The organism is Streptomyces sp. NPDC058664, assembly GCF_042716635.1.
In the GTDB taxonomy this organism is placed as follows: Bacteria; Actinomycetota; Actinomycetes; order Streptomycetales; family Streptomycetaceae; genus Streptomyces.
Genome location: NZ_JBHXRW010000026.1, coordinates 55008 through 72460, shown reverse-complemented (window position 1 = coordinate 72460; position 17453 = coordinate 55008). Strand labels below are relative to the sequence as shown.

Sequence of the window (17453 nt, the reverse complement as noted above, 5' to 3'; positions counted from 1 at the left end):
GAAGGGCGGCGTGCCGCCCTTCCCGGCGGGGGAGCGAGTGTCACGGACGGTGGTCGCGTCCGTCCCGTGGGGCGAAGGCCGCGAGGGCGTCGGCGTCGGTCGCGCGAGCGTGCAGGAAGTAGTCGGCCCATTCGGTGACGTCGGGATAGGACGAGTCTCGGCCGATCCGGGCGGCCGCGGCCCGGAGGTCGAAGTGCGTGGTGCGGAGTTCGACGCCCGGACCCAGGAGGGCCCAGTGCGCTCCGGTCCGCCCGTAGGGCATGCCGATACTGCCGGGGTTGACGACGAGCCGGCCGTGGGCGAGGCGGACGAACGGCATGTGGGTGTGGCCGCAGACCACGGTGCGGATGTCGGTGTCGAGTCCGTCGAAGACCTCCTGCCAGCGGTCGAGGCGGGAATCGACCAGGACGACCTCCTCGTCGTCGCGGGGAGTGGCATGGCAGAACAGGACCTCTCCCAGCCCGTCCACGGACAGGGAGAGTGACCGTGGCAGCGAGCCGAGGAGGTCGAGATGGTCCTCACGGAGCTGTTCGGCCGCCCAGGGAGCGATCGGATCGGGGATCGTTCCACGTCGCCCCCGGCGGTATTCGAGGAGTTCGCGGTCGGCGTTTCCGCTGATCCAGACGACGCGGTCGCCGAGGCCGGTCAGCAGGTCGAGAACCTGGGCCGGTTGCGGACCGGCGGCGATGTCACCGGTGAGCACGATGCGGTCGGCGGCGCCGACGTCCGGTTCGGCGAGCACCGCCTCCAGGGCCGGCAGGACTCCGTGGATGTCGGACAGGACGGCTACTCGGTTCGGCATGGGTCACCACTGTGGGGTGAAGACGGCCGAACGGTGTGCTTTTTCGCCCGGCGCGTAGTTCGGGGAGGGCCGTTCGGCGTGCGGGGACGCCGGGCAGCGGCCCTGGTTCCCCGGGGCCGCGCAGGTCGGCAAGGTCGGCTGGGCCGCCGGATCGGCCAGGCGGTCAGGGTCTTTCCGGCCGCATGTCTCCGCCGTACGTGGTGCGGTAGTCCGGGACGACGATCCGGCTCGTCGGAGACTCCTGGTGGACCTGGGCCACGAACCCGTCCAGGTCCATCGCGGGGTCACGCCGCGGGGGCCCGCTCAGCGGCTCCTCGAAGTTGTCCCAGTGGACGGGTACGACGACGCCTGGCCGGCCCAGTGCCCGCAGCAGCCGGGGCACGTAGCGGGAGGTGGCCGTACTGGACGGCACGGCCACCATCGCGAGGTCGGGGTCCAGTCCCCGTACGGCCCGTTCGGAGAAGTCGCTGGCGCCCATCAGGAACGCCGAGGGGCCGCCGCTTCCCGCCGTCACCTGGAAGGCGAGCGTGTCGCCCTCCGGCAGGTCGGAGAGGGTCCTCGGGGCCACCGCGGGCGGCGCGTTCAGCGTGCCCGGGGCGAAATAGGAGTGCCGCTTGTTCCGGCTGTGCAGGCTCGACACGACCTCGACGGTGATCCCGCCGAAGTCCAGCACCTCACCGCCCTTCACCACCGAGATCTGTTGCGGGTCGACGCCGAACACGACCAGCAGGTGGAACGTGGTCTCGGTGCCGACGACCCGGGCGCCGGTGGACTTGGCGATGTGGGGCACATCCGCGATGTGGTCCCAGTGGGAGTGGCTGACCAGGACCGTCTCGGGGTGGCCGATGTGCTCCCGTACGAGCTCGGGGTCGGACCTCAGCTCCGTACCCGGATCGAAGCCCCCGTCGAACAGGCCGGTCCTGAACCGGGTGACGTACGGATCGAAGAGCACCGTCCGGCCGTCGACGTCGATGCGCCAGCCGGAGGTGCCCAGCCAACGGAAGGAGGCCGCGCCGGCGGCCGGGGCCCCGGGGGCGGCCGCGTCGGAGGCGACCGCCGCGGAGGCGGTGGCGGGAAGCAGCGGGGCGGCCGCGCCGAGCACGGCGCCGCGCAGCACCGTACGCCGGCCGAATCCCTGGACGCGCCGCTCGGGGCGCTGTGCGTCTGTGTCGTCGCTCATGACGCCAGAAGATCAGGACGCGACCCCCGCCGTCCAAGACCAAAACCTTGGAGTCCTCATATGCTCACGCATATGAGTGCGGGTCAGAGCCCTTTTTCGCGAAGGAAGTCGACGGCGATCCGGGCCGTGACGCCGATCGCGGAGTCCACCGCCGTACGCGAGGCGGCCAGCTCCCGCGTACGGGCGAAGACGGAGACCGCGTAGCGACGGCCGTCGGGATACCGGACGACCCCTGCCTCCACGTGCAGCCCGGGAAGGGTCCCGGTCTTCGCCGCGACCGTCACCTCGTCGGGGAACCCCGACACCAGCCGGTGCCGGAACACCTGGCGGGCCATCAGCTCCCGCACCTGGGCACAGGCCTCCGGCGGACCCGCCTCGTCACGCCAGATCAGGCGCAGCAGCCGGGTGATCTCACGGGGTGTGGCGGCGTTGGTCCGCCGCGGGTCCAGCACGCTCAGCCGTCTCTTGCGATCGTCCGGAAGGGCCGGGTACCGGCGGGCGAACTCGGCCTCGTCCCGTGCGCCGACCTCGGCGAGCATCGACTCCAGCACGTCACGGGGACCACCCGTGATCCGGGTCCTGGCGAGCCCGAGCTCCCCGGCGAGAAGCCGCACCGTGTCCGGACCGACCCGGGCGAGCAGCAGATCCGCCGCCGAGTTGTCGCTCACCGAGATCGCGAAGAACGCCAGGTCGCGCAGCGACAGCTCGACGTCGTCCGCGCAGCCGGCGGTGCCCCAGCCGCCGAGTCGGTCGGCCGCCGTCACCCGTACCCGCTCACACGGGTCGAGCTGGCCGGCGGCCACCTGCCGGGCGAACTCCAGGACCAGCAGCACCTTGAAGACCGAGGCGATCACGACGGGCTCGTCCGCCCCGACGGCCACCTCCTCGACGCCCGGAGCCTTGACGGCGGCCACTTTCTCGACGCCCGGTCCCGCGCCGCCCACCGTCACGTCGACGCCCGCTCCCGCGCCGCCGGCCGCCACGTCGACGTCCGGCGGTCCGTCGACCGGGACCGCGTGCAGCAACCCCTCGGCGCCCGCCCCCGCGAAGGCCTCACGGATCCGTTCCTCGACCATCGGCTCGCCCTTCACGTAAGGTCCCTGGCTGTGGATCTCTTGCGCCACCTGCGCATGTTCGTCGTCGTCGCCGACGAACTGCACTTCAGCCGCGCCGCCGACCAGCTTGGCATGGCCCAGCCGCCCCTCAGCCAGGCGGTGCGCCGGCTGGAGAAGGACCTGGGCGCCGAACTGTTCGACCGATCGCACCGCCAGGTCCGGCTGACCGCCGCAGGCATGGTCCTGCTGGACGAAGCCCGTGAACTCCTGGCACGCGAGGAGCGGTTGCGGACGCTGGCCCGCCGCGCCGGGAACGGCGGCCTCGGCACCCTGCGCGCCGGCGTGCCCCCCGACACCACGGTCGCCATGCTCTCCGCGCTGCTCTCGGCCTGCGCGGAGCACTCCCCGGGCCTGTCCGTCGACCTCCAGGAGATCACCACCGAGGAACAGTTGCGGCTGCTCGCCTCCGGTGGTCTCGACGTCGGCCTCGTCCACCAGCCCGTGGACGCCACCGAACTCCGCCTCGGCCCCGAGGTGTGCGCGGAACTCGGCGTCGTCCTGCCCCGGACCTCGCCGCTGGCCCGGCTCCCCGAGGTCGCGCTCGCCGAACTGTCCGGCCACGACCTGGTGCTCTTCCCCCGCGCCCAGGCGCCCGGCTGGTACGACCGGATACTCGACACGTGCCGCACTGGAGGCTTCGTGCCCGGCCGGCTCCGGCACGCCTCCAACCCCGAGTTCCTGCTGGCCCTCGTCCACGCGGGCCACGGCGTCGCCTTCGACCAGGGGCCGGTGGCCCGCAAGGAACCCCGCGTCGCCTGGCGGCCGCTGGCGGGCCGCCCCCTCGTCCAGCGGACGACCGGGGCCTGGCCCGCCGGCCGGTCCGCCCACCCGGCAGCCCCTCACTTCGCGGAGCTCGCGGCCGGTGTGCTCGCCCGCGACCGTACGGCGACCCTGCGCCGCGACGACGACCCCGACTCACCGGACGGTCCGCCCCGCCCCTGGTCGGTGGTCTACGACGGGACGAGCTGACGGGGGGCGGCCGAATGCCGGTGGGAGGAGAGCCGGGCAGGGGAGGGGACTTCGGGCGGGGAAGCCCCCCGCCGCCGGGGGTACCGGTCATGGCAGGGGTGACAGGAGTCGAACCTGCGGCATCCGGTTTTGGAGACCGGCGCTCTGGCCATCTGAGCTACACCCCTTCGGTGTGCGGACAGCTTGACACGGTGGTGGATCCAGGCGCCACCCGATTCCGAAGCCACCCGTATGCCGGCCGACGGCCCTCACGGACTTCCGCGGACAGTCCGGCCCCGGACGGCGCTACCTTTCCCGTGGCGAGGTCGGCGAAGAAGTGAAGAACGGATACGAGGGGGCGTCATGGAGCAAGCTTCGTACGTTCGGTTCCAGGGGGTGGTGAGGCACCCGCGAGGGCACTTCCCCGGCGTCTTCGTGCTCGCCAACCAGTTGGCGGCCCAAGGCAGGCTGACCGAGGACCAGTACCGGTTCTGGAGGACCAACAACGACTGGTACGACGCCAACTACATCAATCCGACCGACATCGACCCCGCTGTGTACGACCCCCGACTGCATCCGGGCGCCGTGGCCTGGTTCAAAGCGTCCGCTCAGCACCTCATCGACCGCGTCGACGGCTACCTGGAGCTCCTCGCCGCCCATGGCGTCGAGTGCCACCGCCTGGAGTCCTCGGACCCCGGCAGAATCATCTACGAGGACGAACACCAGGTCGTGGTCATGGCCCGAGAAGAGCCGGCCGATGTCACCTCGTGCTCGGCGTGACAGCACGGTCGACGGGACGGCCCCTCCCTCTCGCCCGCCGACCGCAGGCCTCCGAGGCTTCCCGCTTCGGAAAGGCGGGGATCTCAGAGGTGGCCGTCCAGGAACTCCCGGATCTCGGCGGTGGTCATGGGCCCCGTGCCGTGTGCCACCGCCTCCCCCTCCTTCAGGAGGACGTAGGACGGGGCACCGGTGACCCCGTATCGCTCGGTCACGGCCGGGCAACGCGTGATGTCGGTGCGGACGGCCGTCAGACGGCCCGTGTACTCGTCGGCGATGCCACCCACGACGAGGTCCATCGCCCGGCAGGGCTCGATCGCCTTGGGCCATGTCCCGATGAAGTACGCGAGGACCGGGACTCCGCTCATCCCGAGGATGAAATCGAACTCCGCGTCCTCACGGGGCTGGTGAACCTGCTTCGCCACGGAAGCTCCTGACCTCGTGTTTCGTCTTTCCCTCCCCATCATCCCCCGCGCGGTGCGGCAGACCGGCCTGGACCGAGCGCGTTCGCCTGATGCTCCCCTGCCGGAAGCTCTCGCGCGGCCAGGTCACCGTTCCGGGACGTCATGTTCGCCTTCTCGGACTCTACGGACGCCATTCCTCACGGTAATCCGGATGGTCGTCGGAGGACTGTGCGAGCACACGGAGCGTGTGGGCGAGCCCGGCGGAGCGCGGGTCCGCGGGATCCATGGCCTCGTAGTCCCGTGCGAGCATGTCGATCAGGTCCAGCATCGGCAGGTGAGTGCCGAGGACGGCGTCGCCGCCGAAGCGGTGGGCCCCTCCGGTGGAGGCGTGGTCGTCAGCCTCGTAGCGGGCGTGAACGGGACCGGCGAGCGACGGATCGCGTGGAATCTCGCGTACGAGGGCCCGGAGGTCTCGGCGCCATGTGAAACTCGCGGCATGGATATGGGGCGAGAGTCGCGCGGGGAGAAAGACGCGATGACGGTGGAGATCATGTTCGCCCTGGTGACGGCCGCCGCGCTGGCCGCGATCGTGTTCGGCGTGTTCCTGGTACCGGTGCTGCTCGTCGACGTCTCGGAGCCCGCGAGGAAGGGCCTGCTCGTGACGGGGGCCGTGTCGGCCGCCTCCGCCGGGGTGTGGCGCGTGGTGAGGGTACTGCTCCGGTTCGACGCGCGACGGCGTCAGGGGCGCTGACCCGCGGGCTGGTTCGTCGCCTTCGCGGGACGGGCGCGGCGAGCCCGGCACTCCGCAGGTCACGCCCGCGGTCCCGCGTCGGTCCACTCCGTGGCGCGCTCTTGGCAGTTTTATTCGACCACAGTAAGGTCGGACCATACTTTTCCCTGAGGAGGACCCCATGCGCATCGGACTCTTCGCCACCTGCCTGGGGGACACCCTGTTTCCCGACGCGGTGCGGGCGACGGCTCTGCTGCTGAGCCGCCTCGGTCACGAACTGGTCTTCCCGCCCGATCAGACCTGCTGCGGACAGATGCACGTCAACACCGGCTACCAGCGTGAACCCCTTCCGCTGATCAGGAACTTCGCGGAGCAGTTCGGCGACTCCGCCATCGACGCCGTCGTCATGCCCTCCGGCTCCTGCGCCGGTTGCGTCCGGCACCAGCACGCGACCGTGGCCGACCGCTACGGCGACCCGGCGCTGCGCGCCGGGGTCGCGGCGGTGAAGGACAAGACGTACGAACTGTCCGAGTTCCTGGTCGACGTCGCGGGCACCGTCGACGTCGGCGCGTACTTCCCGCACCGCGTCACCTACCACCCCACCTGCCACTCGCTGCGGATGCTGCGCGTGGGCGACAAACCGCTGCGCCTGCTGCGGGCGGTCGAGGGCATCGACCTCGTCGAACTCCCCGAGGCCGACGCCTGCTGCGGCTTCGGAGGCACCTTCGCCGTCAAGAACGCCGCCACCTCCTCCGCGATGCTGGCCGACAAGCTCGACCACGTGGCCTCCACCGGTGCCGCCGTCTGTACCGCAGGCGACGCCTCCTGCCTCATGCACATCGGCGGAGGCCTGTCCCGGATCGGTTCCGGAACGCGCACCCTCCACCTCGCCCAGATCCTCAGCTCCACCCGCACCGCGCCCCACCCCCTGACGGAGGCCGCACGATGAGCAGCACGTTCCTCGGCATGCCGGCCGCGCCGCCCCGCTCCCCGTACGGCGAGGGCCATCTGCGCGGCGACCGGAAGTTCCCGCAGGCCGCCGCGCGTGAACTGGGCAACCAGCAGCTGCGCGACAACCTCCACAAGGCGACCCGCACCATCCGCGCCAAGCGGCTCGCGGTCACCGCCGAACTCCCCGACTGGGAGGAGCTGCGCTCCGCCGGAGCGGCCCTCAAGAACGAGGCCATGAGCCGGCTGCCCGAACTCCTCGAACAGCTGGAGGCGAAGGTCACCGAGGCCGGCGGCACCGTGCACTGGGCCCGGGACGCCGCGGAGGCGAACGCGATCGTCACGGGCCTCGTCGCCGCCACCGGCAGCCGCGAGGTCATCAAGGTCAAGTCGATGGCCACGCAGGAGATCGGTCTCAACGAGCATCTGGAGAGCGAGGGCGTCACCGCCCACGAGACCGACCTCGCCGAACTGATCGTGCAGCTCGCCGACGACCGCCCCTCCCACATCCTCGTTCCCGCGATCCACCGCAACCGCGAGGAGATCCGCCGCATCTTCCTCGAACGGATCCCGGGCGTCGACCCCGGACTGTCCTCCGTCCCCGCCGAACTGGCCGCCGCCGCGCGGGCGTACCTGCGCGAGAAGTTCATGACCGTCCCCGTGGCCGTCTCGGGCGCCAACTTCGGCATCGCCGAGACCGGCACCCTGTCGGTGGTGGAGTCCGAGGGCAACGGCCGGATGTGCCTGACCCTCCCGAAGACGCTGATCACCGTCATGGGCATCGAGAAGGTCCTGCCGCGCTACGCCGACCTGGAGGTCTTCCTCCAGCTGCTGCCCCGTTCCTCCACCGGTGAGCGGATGAACCCGTACACCACGCTGTGGACCGGAGTGACCCCCGGCGACGGGCCGCAGGAGTTCCACCTGGTCCTCCTCGACAACGGACGCACCGCCGCGCTCGCCGACGCCGTCGGCCGCGAAGCCCTCAACTGCATCCGCTGCTCCGCCTGTCTGAACGTCTGCCCCGTCTACGAACGGGTCGGAGGACACGCGTACGGCTCGACCTACCCCGGCCCCATCGGCGCCGTCCTCACCCCTCAGCTCGCCGGCACCCACGCCGCGAAGAACGACCCCAACGCCTCGCTGCCGTACGCCTCCACCCTCTGCGGCGCCTGCTACGACGCCTGCCCCGTCAAGATCGACATCCCGTCGCTCCTCGTGGAACTGCGCCACCAGACCACCGAGCGGACGGGACGGAGCGCCGAACAGCTCGCGATGAAGGCCGCCGCCGCCGTCATGGGCCGCCCGAAGCTCTACACGACGGCGCAGAAAGCCGCCGCGATCGGCCGGATCGCCGCCGGGCGGGACGGGAAGATCTCCCACCTGCCGCCCCCGCTGAACGGCTGGAGCGAGAGCCGCGACACCCCCGCCCCGCCCCGCCGCACCTTCCGCGACTGGTACGCCTCCGAGGAGGGCCGAAGCGCCCTCGCGGCGGCCGCCGCCGAACACCAGGACCTCGACGAGACCCCCGAGGGGGGCCGATGACCGCACGCGACACCGTGCTCGGCCGCGTCCACGACGCGCTGAGCCTTGCCCCCCGTACCCCCGTCGCCGTGCCCCGCGACTACCGGCGGGACCGCACCCTGCCGGACACCGACCGGCTCGCCCTGTTCACCGACCGGCTCGTCGACTACAAGGCCCGGGTGCACACCTGCGCGTCCGCCGAGACCCCCGCCACCCTCGCCGGAATCCTCACCGGCCTGGCCGTCGCCCGCGTCGGCGTCCCCGCAGGTCTCGACCCCTCCTGGCTCGCCGAATGGCCCGGCGAGACCGTCCGGGACCACGCCGACGTGCCCGCACCGGACCTCGCGGCGCTCGACGCCGTGGTGACGGCCGCGGCGGTGGGCTGCGCCGAGACCGGGACGATCTTCCTCGACGGTTCGGCCGACCAGGGCCGCCGCGCGCTGACCCTCGTGCCCGACGCGCACGTGTGCGTGGTGGACCTCTCCCAGGTCGCCGTCGGCGTCCCGGAGGCCCTGGCACGGCTGGTGCCCGAGCGGCCGACCACGCTGATCAGCGGACCGTCCGCCACCTCCGACATCGAGCTGGAGCGGGTCGAGGGCGTCCACGGCCCCCGCACCCTGATCGTGGTCGTCCGCACCGACGTCTGAGCCCCCTGAGCCGACGTCCGGAGCCGATGCCCGCATCGGCGCCCGTACCGATGCCCGAGCCGGTGTCCGGACCGCCGGGCGCCGTCATGGTCGCGGCCCGGGCCCGGCGTCCGCGACCACGTCCTGGGCAGACCGCCTCCGTCCTGAAACGTCGTACCCGTGCCCGTCGCACCTGTCCCGCCGTACGGACGCATGGCCTCGGCCGCCGCGGGAGGTGCCGGCGCGCTTCCGTCCCGTCCGCCCCGGTGTCTCCGAGGTGCCCGGCCGCGCGGAACGGAGCATCCTGGCACGACAGGGCCCACCGACCCGGGTGGCCCGTCGGCAGGGAGGAGCGGCGTGGCGTCCGACCGCCTTCCGGAGAGCCCCTCCGGTCCCGATGCCGTCGCGGCGGCCCTGCTCGACGGGCGGGGGCGCGTCGTCTGGTGGTCGCGGGGTGCGGCGGAGCTGCTCGGCTGGTCGGGCCAGGACATGGCGGGCACACCCGTACGGAGCTTGCTGCACGGGCCCGTTTCCGGTGCCCGGGCACCGCGCGCCGGGGCCGGGCACGCCCGGAAGCTGAGGCTGCGGCACCGCTCGGGCCGGCTGGTCGACGCCGATGTCCGGCTCGTGGCCGCGGACCCGGACGCCGAAGTCCTGGTCCTGGCGTCACCGACGGGCGGACCGGACGGGCCGGGCGGCTGGGACGAGGCCCGCGATCTCGCCCGGGCCCTGCTGTCGCAGAGCGCCCTCGGTGTCGCCCACCTCGACATGGGCCTGCGCCTCGTGCAGGCCAACGCGGCCTTCGAGGTCCTGCGGCCCGAGGGAGCCGACGACGGCTGGTTCCTCGACCTGCCGGACGCGGGAGGTACGGCGACCGTACGGGCGACCGCCCAGCACGTCGCCGCGACCGGCGCCTGTGTCACCGGGGTCGCGTACCGCCTGGACCCCGGCCACGCGGAGAGAACCCTGCCGCTGAGCTGTTTCCGCGTCGACGACCCCCTGGGCGAGCCCGTCGGGGTGGCGATCGTGACGGGGTGGAGCGACGAGCCACCTGCCCCGCGCCTCCGGGACACCTATCGGCGGGCCCTGGAGATCGGTGAGTCGCTCGACGTCGTCCAGGTCGCTCAGGACCTCATGGACGTGCTGGTGCCGGCGCTCGGCGATCTCGCGTGCGTGGACTTCCCCGACGACGTCCTGCAGGGACGGGACCCGCCTTACGGCTACCCGGGGCAGGAGGCCTCCGCGCCCCGCCGGGTGGCGGTGAAGTCCGCGGACGGCCGGTGGCCGGCCCGACTGATCCAGGTCGGCGAGCCGACGCCCACGGTCCCCGACCGCCCCGAGCTGGCCGCCAAGGTCGTCGGTGACGTGCTCGTCGCGGACGCCGCGTTCGCGCGGGAGGTCCTCGGCCACGATCCGGAACTGATCGCCCGGCTCGTGCCCGAGGGCATGCGTGACTCGCTCGGCTGTCCGCTGTACCGGGGCGGCAGGTTCTTCGGTTACGCCACCGTGTACCGCGTCCGTACCGCCGTGCCGTTCGACGACGCCGACGTCAAACTCCTGCGGGACCTGTGCGCACGCACCGCCCTGGCCCTCGACAACGCCTTCCGCTTCGCCCGGGAGCACCAGACGGCCGTCGTCCTGCAGCGGAGCCTGCTGCCACCGGCCGCCACCGAGAGCGCCGCCGCCGAGACCGCCGGGATCTACGTCCCTGCCGGCGGGAGCGTCAGCGTCGGCGGGGACTGGTACGACGCCTTCCCGATGTCGTCGCTGCGGATCGGACTCGTGGTCGGTGACGTCATCGGCCACGGTCTGGAGGCCGCCGCGACCATGGCCAGGCTGCGCACCGCCGTGCAGACGCTCGCCGACCTCGACCTGCCGCCGGACGAACTCCTCACCCACCTCGACGACCTGGTGCAGCGGATGCGCGCCGAGGCGGAGGAACCGGACACCCTGGGCGGGTCCTGTCTGTTCGCGGTGTACGACCCCGTCACCCGGATCTGCCAGCTGGCGTCGGCGGGTCATGCGCCGCCCGCCCTGGCGCTCCCCGACGGCGGTGTCGGCTTCGTGCCCGTGGTGCCGGGACCACTCCTCGGCGTCGGCGACAACCCGTTCGAGGTGTGCAGCGTCGAGCTGCCGCCCGGGAGCGTCCTCGCCCTCTACTCCGACGGCATGGTCCAGCACGGTCACGACTCCGAAGCCGGCATGGCGCGGCTCGGGGCGGACCTGGCGGAGCTGTGCCGCGGAGACCGGCCCCTCGACCGCATCGGCGCCGACCTGGTGGCCCGGCACCCCAGCCCGGACCAGCCGGAGGACGATGTGACCCTGCTGCTCGCCCGTACCCGGGCCGTCGCCGAGGACGCCACGGCGGCATGGGAGTTTCCCGCCGACCCGGCCGCCGTGCAGGACGCGCGGGCGCGGGTGAACGCGCGTCTCGAGGAGTGGGGGCTGGACGGCGAGCTGCTGTTCACCACCGAACTGATCGTCAGCGAACTCGTCACCAACGCGATCCGCTACGCGGGCGGCCCCGTCGGACTGCGGCTGATCCGCGACCGGGTCCTGGTGTGCGAGGTCTCCGACCCCAGCAACACCCAGCCCCGGCTGCGGCGCGCCCTCACCACGGACGAGGGCGGGCGCGGCCTCTTCATGATCGCGCAGCTGACCACGCGCTGGGGCTGCCGCTACGGGGCGCGGGGCAAGACGATCTGGACCGAGCAGCCGCTCTCCCCGCCGCGGGGCGGGTGACCCGCACCGCGTGACGCGATCCCCCTACGGGCACCCCGGACTGTGGTCGGACCATAGATAGGATGGCCGGATCGGGGTGCGGTGCCGTTCGTGCCCGGTCATCGAGAGGGGGAGGCACCCGTGACGGCCCAGTGGCGACCCGTACGGCAGCCGCGTACACACGAGCTCGTCCTGGAGAGCATCGAGCAGCAGGTGCTCGCCGGTGAGCTGAAGGCGGGCGACCGCCTGCCGCCGGAGCGGGAGCTGGCCCCGGCGCTCGGGGTGAGCCGGTCCGCCCTGCGCGAGGCCCTCCGGGTCATGGAGACGATCGGCGTCCTGGTCGCCAACGCGGGGCGCGGCCCCGACGCGGGCGCGCGCATCGTGCGCAATCCGGACGACGCGCTCGGCCGGGTGCTGCGGCTTCATCTGGCACTCGGCAGTTACGGACTCGAGGACGTCCTCGAGGCGCGCGTGGTCCTTGAGCGCTCCAGCTTCGAGGCGGCGGCCGGGACCGCGTCCGAGGAGGTCCTGGCCGAGGCGGAGGCGCTGCTCGGCCGGATGCGCGCGGCCGAGGCCGACGTGTCCCTGTTCAACGAGCTGGACACCGCCTTCCACGTGCTGGTCGCCCGCGCCTCGGGCAATCACCTGATCTCCACGCTGACCTCCGCCGTCCGGGAGTCCGTGCGCACCCTGATCCTGCGGGCGGAGGAAGGGGCCGAGGACTGGGCCGCTACCGCCGCCGGACTCAACGCCGAACACACGGAACTGCTGCGCCTGCTCAGGGCCGGTGAGGGAGCGGCGGCGGCGGACCTAGTGGAACGGCACATCCGCGGCTTCCACGGCGCGGTCGTCGACGGGGGCGAGGGCGGCACGCCGGTGGAGTGACGGCTTCGGCGTGCCGCCGAGGGTCCGGGGCGGTCGGACTCGGCCGAAGGGCCGGGACAGCCGGGCTCGGCCGAGGGCCCGGGGCGGGCGGACTCAGCCGCGGCGGTGGCCCGGCCGGGTGTCGTAGGGGGAGGCCAGGGAGCCGTCCACGCCCACCTCCAGACGGCCGATCCGCTCGATCTCCACGACGACGCGATCGCCGTGGGCCAGAGGGCCGACGCCCGCCGGCGTGCCCGTCGCGATCACGTCACCCGGGTACAGGGTCATCACCGACGACGCGTAGGCGATCAGCTCCCGGACGCCGAAGACGAGGTCCGCGGTGCTGGTGCGCTGCCGGGTCTCGCCCGCCACGTCGCAGCGCAGGCCGAGCCGGTCGGGGTCGGGGATCTCGTCGGCGGTCACCACCCACGGCCCGATGGGGGTGAACGTGTCGAACGACTTGCGCGTCGAACGGTCCTCCCCGGAACGCACGGTGATGTCCAGCAGGCAGGTGTAGCCGAAGACGTGGTCCAGGGCGTCGTCGGCGCTCACCCGCGACGCGGTCCGCCCGACGACCACGGCCAGTTCGCCTTCCTGGTCGGTGCGCAGGTCGGAGTAGGGCAGGACGACGTCCTGGCCCGGACCGATCACCGACGAGTTGGCCTTCAGGAAGACGCCCAGGTCGGCGATGGTCGTGGGGTACTCCATCTCCGCCTTGTGGTCGAGGTAGTTGACCGGCGCTCCGACGATCTTTCCGGGGCGGGGCAGCGGTGCCTCCAGCGTCACCTCCGCCAGCGGTACGCGGCGGCCGCGCGCCGGGTCGAGGACCGGACCGGAGGCGTCGGCCACCGCCTCGATGTACTGCTGGAGCACGCCGGCCGCGCCGGTGGAAGAGGGAGCGACCTGGTCGGTCACGTCGGCGATCGTGTCGCCGTCGACGACTCCGAGGCGTCCCTTGTCGAACAGGGCCAGACGCATCGTGGCCTCCTTGCTGGTGTCGGAGAAGTGGGGTGATCAGGCGCCGGGGTCGGCGTTCTCGGCGCGGTACAGGCCCAGAGAACGCAGGACGGGCTCGTCGCTGTAGGAGAAGAGGACCGCGTCGGCGGACGCGGAGGTGTTCAGGTGCCGGTAGGACGCCCAGCCGGGGATCGCGAAGGTGTCGTGCTCGGCCCAGTCGAGACGCTTGCCGTCCACGATGGTGGTCCCTTCGCCGCGGACGACGCTGAAGACCGTCGACGCGGTGTGCCGGCGCCCCGCTCCCTCGAACCCCGGGCGCAGCCGCTGGACGCGGCAGCCGATGGTGGGCATGACCGGCCCGCCGGTCCATGGGTTGGTGTACTCCAGGACGATGCCGTCGACGTCGCTGCCCTCGGCGGTGTCGGCGATGGCGTCGAGGGCCCGGCCGGTCTCCTGCCAGGTGTAGCGGGTGACGGGGGAGTTGAGCCCGGTCGGGGTGATCCAGGTGGGGGTCAGGCGACCGTGGAGGAACTGGCGGCTGCCGGCGTCGTCGGGGCGGGTGACGGGCTGGAGCCGCCGCGGGTACTTCTCGTAGAAGCCGGCTTCCAGCGCGTTGACGAGCGGGTAGTCCAGGGCGTCGAGCCAGATCATCGGCGCGTCACCCCCGTGGGTGTGGTCGTGCCAGTGCCAGCCGGGGGTGAGCAGGAGGTCGCCGGGGGCCATGAACACGCGCTCGCCGTCGACGGTGGTCCAGGCGCCGTCGCCCTCCAGGACGAACCGGAAGGCGTTGGACGTGTGCCGGTGCGCCTGGGCCGTCTCGCCCGGGAGGATGATCTGCAGGCCCGCGTACAGGGTGTTGACCGTCGCGGGCGGGTCGGTCAGGCCGGGGTTGACGAGCATCAGGACCCGCCGCTCGGCCTCGTCGAGGGAGAGGGTCCGGGAGAAGTGGAGGAGGTGCGGGCGTAGCTCCTGCCAGCTCCACCGGTACGGGACGGCCCGGCTGCGGGGCTGGGCGGGGAACAGGTCGCCGTAGAAGCGCCAGAGCGGGGCGGCGCCGAGTTCTTCGAGGGCCTGGTAGGCGGGGTCGTCGGTCATGGTGTCTCCTCGCGGGATGCTCACGGGGCGGTCGCGGTCACGCGTTCGGTGGCCGGAGTCCACACCCAGGCGATGTCGTCGAAGTCCTCGGGCGTGCGGGAGGCCAGGAGCCGGTTGCGCATCACGGCTCCCATGCCGTCCAGGTGGCAGATCTCGCCGAACCGGCGGGCGTTGGTCTGGATCGAGGCGGCCCGCCCGGTACGCCGGCCGGCGTAGGACGCGAAGGCGTCTTCGGGGTCGGGGTGCTCGCGCAGGGCGCGGCCCAGGGCCACCGCGTCCTCCAGGGCCTGGCAGGCGCCCTGGGCCAGGTACTGCAGCATGGGGTGGGCGGCGTCCCCCAGGAGCACGATCCGGCCGTGCACCCAGTCGGTGAGGGGCGGGCGGTCGAACAGCGGCCAGCGCCGGTCCCGCGCGATCAGCGGGAGGGCGTCGCGTACCGGCCCGCACGCCCTGGTGAACCGTTCCTCCAGCTCCGCCTCCGTGCCCCAGTCGTCGGAGTCGGGGGTGTACCGGTCGCTCTCGAAGACCGCGACCTGGTTGTAGAGCTCGCCGCGCCGTACGGGGTACTGCACGAGGTGCATCCGCGGACCGGCCCACACGATGACCGACTCCGTCGTGGCGTGCCGTGCCATCGCGCCCGTCATGCCGGAGACGGGCAGCGCTCCGCGGTAGGCCACGTAGCGGGAGCAGACGGGATCGCCGTCGTCGACCAGGATCTGCCGCAGCCGCGAGCGCAGGCCGTCCGCCGCCACCACCGCGTCCGCCGTCAGCGGCTCGGACGTCCCGGCGAAGCGCAGGCGCACCTCGGTCGACGTCTGTACCGCGTCCGTGACGGTGTGTCCGGTGCGCAGGCCGATCGACGGGTGCTCCTGACAGGCGGCGAGCAGTGCCGCGTGGAGGTCGGTGCGGTGGGTGACGAGATAGGGGTGCTCGAAGCGGCTGAGGTAGGCGTCACCGCGCAGGTCGAGAGCGGTGATCTGCTCGCCGGTGAGCGCGTCCATCATGACGAGCCGCGGCGGGGCGACGGCGGAGCGCCGCACGGCGTCCAGGACGCCGAGTTCCTCCAGAGCGAGAGAGGCGTTCGGGGCCAGCTGGAGGCCGGCTCCGATCTCACCGAAGCGGGTGGCCCGCTCGACCAGCGTCACGCGGTTCCCGGCGCGGGCGATCGCGAGGGCGGCGGCCAGACCGCCGATGCCGCCGCCGACGACGGCGATGTGCGGGGGCGGGGAAGTCACAGGCATGAGTGCCTCCTTGGGGCAGGGAGCGCCGCGGCTTCGCGGCAGGAGCCGCGGTCAGCAGGCGGCGTTGGTGGGGCGCACGCGCACGGGGGCCCCGGTGGCCGCGCGCACGTCCTCGACGGTGACGCCGGGCGCGGTCTCCACCAGGGCCAGACCGCGGTCGGTGACGTCCAGGACCGCGAGATCGGTGACGATCCGGTCGACGCAGGACCGGCCGGTGAGCGGCAGGGCGCACTCCTCGACGATCTTCGGTGAGCCGTCCTTGGCGGTGTGCTCCATCAGGACGATCACCCGCCGGGCGCCGTGCACGAGGTCCATGGCGCCGCCCATGCCCTTGACCATCCTGCCGGGGATCATCCAGTTCGCCAGGTCACCGCTCTCCGAGACCTGCATGGCGCCGAGGACGGCGGTGTCGATGTGACCGCCGCGGATCATCCCGAACGACAGGGCGGAGTCGAAGAAGGACGCCCCGGGAAGGACGGTGACGGTCTCCTTGCCCGCGTTGATCAGGTCGGGGTCGATCCCGTCCTCGGTGGGGTAGGGACCGGTGCCCAGGATGCCGTTCTCCGAATGCAGCACGACATGGACACCGGCCGGGACGAACGCCGGGATGAGGGTCGGCAGGCCGATGCCGAGGTTGACGTACGAGCCGTCGGCCAGTTCGGCGGCGGCCCGGGCGGCCATCTGGTTGCGGTTCCAGGTCATCAGCCGCGCACCGTCCTCTTCTCGATCTGCTTGTCGGCCGCCTGGGCGGGGGTGAGGGCCACGACGCGCTGGACGAAGACGCCCGGCAGGTGCACCTGGTCGGGGTCGAGGGCGCCGGGTTCGACGAGCTCCTCGACCTCGGCGATCGTGATCCGCCCGGCCATGGCGGCGAGGGGATTGAAGTTGGCGGACGCCCGGCGGAAGACGAGGTTGCCGTGCCGGTCGCCGCGCCAGGCCCGTACCAGGGCGAAGTCGGTGGTGATGCCGTGCTCCAGGACGTGCGGCCGGCCGCCGTACGAGCGGATCTCCTTGGCCGGGGAGGCGACGGCGACGCCGCCGTCGGCCGCGTACCGCCAGGGCAGTCCGCCGTCGCCGACCTGGGTGCCGACACCGGCGGGGGTGTAGAAGGCGGGGATGCCGCAGCCGCCGGCCCGCAGCCGTTCCGCCAGGGTCCCCTGGGGGACGAGCTCGACCTCGAGTTCTCCGCCGAGGTACTGGCGGGCGAACTCCTTGTTCTCGCCGACGTAGGAGCCGGTGACCCGGGAGATGCGCCCGGCGGAGAGCAGCACGCCGAGGCCCCGGCCGTCCACGCCGCAGTTGTTGGAGACGACCCTGAGGTCCCGGGCCCCTTGTGTGTGCAGGGCCCGGATCAGGGTCTCGGGGACGCCGCCGAGCCCGAAGCCGCCGACGGCGAGGGACGCGCCGTCCGGTATGTCGGCGACGGCGTCCGTGGCGTCATGAACGACCTTGTCCATGGGGGGTGTTCCTTTCGTGCGGGACGTACGGGTCGTGCGGCTCGTGCGGGCGAGTCGGGTGGTACGC

At 72.6% G+C, this 17453-nt stretch carries 18 protein-coding genes and 1 tRNA gene; 8 read left to right on the top strand and 11 right to left on the bottom strand.

Annotation, left to right across the window (positions count from 1 at the left end):
* Positions 1 to 40 precede the first annotated feature (40 nt).
* From ACFWUY_RS22020 to ACFWUY_RS22010, 3 genes are all read right to left on the bottom strand, one after another.
* Positions 41 to 802 (bottom strand): metallophosphoesterase family protein, encoded by a 762-nt coding sequence (locus ACFWUY_RS22020; protein ID WP_384111250.1) that lies wholly within the window; start codon positions 800 to 802, stop codon positions 41 to 43.
* 163 nt (positions 803 to 965) lie between these two features.
* Positions 966 to 1982: an MBL fold metallo-hydrolase gene (locus ACFWUY_RS22015; RefSeq protein ID WP_384111247.1), complete on the bottom strand. Its 1017-nt coding sequence runs from the start codon at positions 1980 to 1982 to the stop codon at positions 966 to 968.
* 83 nt (positions 1983 to 2065) lie between these two features.
* Positions 2066 to 3058, bottom strand: a complete 993-nt coding sequence (locus tag ACFWUY_RS22010; protein ID WP_384111364.1) for a serine hydrolase — start codon at positions 3056 to 3058, stop codon at positions 2066 to 2068.
* Between the two features lie 39 nt (positions 3059 to 3097).
* Here ACFWUY_RS22010 and ACFWUY_RS22005 point away from each other — a divergent pair, with 39 nt between their 5' ends.
* Positions 3098 to 4066, top strand: a complete 969-nt coding sequence (locus tag ACFWUY_RS22005; protein ID WP_384111361.1) for a LysR family transcriptional regulator — start codon at positions 3098 to 3100, stop codon at positions 4064 to 4066.
* A 90-nt stretch (positions 4067 to 4156) separates the two neighbouring features.
* On the opposite strand, the gene ACFWUY_RS22000 is transcribed toward ACFWUY_RS22005, so the two are convergent.
* Positions 4157 to 4233, bottom strand: a tRNA-Trp gene (locus tag ACFWUY_RS22000).
* Between the two features lie 175 nt (positions 4234 to 4408).
* On the opposite strand from ACFWUY_RS22000, the gene ACFWUY_RS21995 reads away from it, so the two are divergent.
* Positions 4409 to 4825, top strand: a complete 417-nt coding sequence (locus tag ACFWUY_RS21995; protein ID WP_384111244.1) for a hypothetical protein — start codon at positions 4409 to 4411, stop codon at positions 4823 to 4825.
* An 83-nt stretch (positions 4826 to 4908) separates the two neighbouring features.
* On the opposite strand, the gene ACFWUY_RS21990 is transcribed toward ACFWUY_RS21995, so the two are convergent.
* Entirely contained in the window at positions 4909 to 5247 is a 339-nt protein-coding gene (locus ACFWUY_RS21990) for a thioredoxin family protein (protein ID WP_384111242.1), read from the bottom strand.
* 160 nt (positions 5248 to 5407) lie between these two features.
* Positions 5408 to 5554, bottom strand: a complete 147-nt coding sequence (locus ACFWUY_RS21985; RefSeq protein WP_384111239.1) for a DUF6221 family protein — start codon at positions 5552 to 5554, stop codon at positions 5408 to 5410.
* 168 nt (positions 5555 to 5722) lie between these two features.
* On the opposite strand from ACFWUY_RS21985, the gene ACFWUY_RS21980 reads away from it, so the two are divergent.
* From ACFWUY_RS21980 to ACFWUY_RS21955, 6 genes are all read left to right on the top strand, one after another.
* Entirely contained in the window at positions 5723 to 5977 is a 255-nt protein-coding gene (locus ACFWUY_RS21980) for a DUF6332 family protein (protein WP_384111358.1), read from the top strand.
* A gap of 160 nt (positions 5978 to 6137) precedes the next feature.
* Positions 6138 to 6905 carry a (Fe-S)-binding protein gene (locus ACFWUY_RS21975; protein WP_384111236.1) on the top strand — a complete coding sequence of 256 codons (768 nt, stop codon included), beginning with the start codon at positions 6138 to 6140 and terminating at the stop codon, positions 6903 to 6905.
* Positions 6902 to 8446, top strand: a complete 1545-nt coding sequence (locus ACFWUY_RS21970; RefSeq protein WP_384111233.1) for a LutB/LldF family L-lactate oxidation iron-sulfur protein — start codon at positions 6902 to 6904, stop codon at positions 8444 to 8446. The genes ACFWUY_RS21975 and ACFWUY_RS21970 overlap by 4 nt, the downstream gene beginning before the upstream one ends.
* Positions 8443 to 9072, top strand: coding sequence for a lactate utilization protein C (locus tag ACFWUY_RS21965; protein WP_384111230.1), 630 nt, complete (start codon positions 8443 to 8445; stop codon positions 9070 to 9072). Before ACFWUY_RS21970 ends, ACFWUY_RS21965 begins: the two co-directional genes overlap by 4 nt.
* Before the next feature lie 336 nt (positions 9073 to 9408).
* Positions 9409 to 11793, top strand: a complete 2385-nt coding sequence (locus tag ACFWUY_RS21960) for a SpoIIE family protein phosphatase (protein ID WP_384111227.1) — start codon at positions 9409 to 9411, stop codon at positions 11791 to 11793.
* Between the two features lie 120 nt (positions 11794 to 11913).
* A complete protein-coding gene (locus ACFWUY_RS21955; RefSeq protein ID WP_384111224.1) occupies positions 11914 to 12657 on the top strand; it encodes a FadR/GntR family transcriptional regulator in 744 nt (247 codons plus the stop codon).
* A 93-nt stretch (positions 12658 to 12750) separates the two neighbouring features.
* Here ACFWUY_RS21955 and ACFWUY_RS21950 read toward each other — a convergent pair whose 3' ends face one another.
* The 5 genes from ACFWUY_RS21950 to ACFWUY_RS21930 are packed head-to-tail and all read right to left on the bottom strand — an operon-like array spanning position 12751 to position 17386.
* Positions 12751 to 13614 (bottom strand): fumarylacetoacetate hydrolase family protein, encoded by an 864-nt coding sequence (locus tag ACFWUY_RS21950; protein ID WP_384111221.1) that lies wholly within the window; start codon positions 13612 to 13614, stop codon positions 12751 to 12753.
* A 36-nt stretch (positions 13615 to 13650) separates the two neighbouring features.
* The gene (locus tag ACFWUY_RS21945; RefSeq protein ID WP_384111218.1) at positions 13651 to 14688 is read right to left on the bottom strand and encodes a cupin domain-containing protein; all 1038 of its coding nucleotides are present in this window, start codon (positions 14686 to 14688) and stop codon (positions 13651 to 13653) included.
* Between the two features lie 20 nt (positions 14689 to 14708).
* A complete protein-coding gene (locus ACFWUY_RS21940; RefSeq protein WP_384111215.1) occupies positions 14709 to 15929 on the bottom strand; it encodes an FAD-dependent monooxygenase in 1221 nt (406 codons plus the stop codon).
* Positions 15930 to 15980: 51 nt separating this feature from the next.
* The gene (locus ACFWUY_RS21935; RefSeq protein ID WP_384111212.1) at positions 15981 to 16631 is read right to left on the bottom strand and encodes a CoA transferase subunit B; all 651 of its coding nucleotides are present in this window, start codon (positions 16629 to 16631) and stop codon (positions 15981 to 15983) included.
* Positions 16631 to 17386 (bottom strand): CoA transferase subunit A, encoded by a 756-nt coding sequence (locus ACFWUY_RS21930; RefSeq protein WP_384111209.1) that lies wholly within the window; start codon positions 17384 to 17386, stop codon positions 16631 to 16633. The genes ACFWUY_RS21935 and ACFWUY_RS21930 overlap by 1 nt, the downstream gene beginning before the upstream one ends.
* Positions 17387 to 17453: the final 67 nt, after the last annotated feature.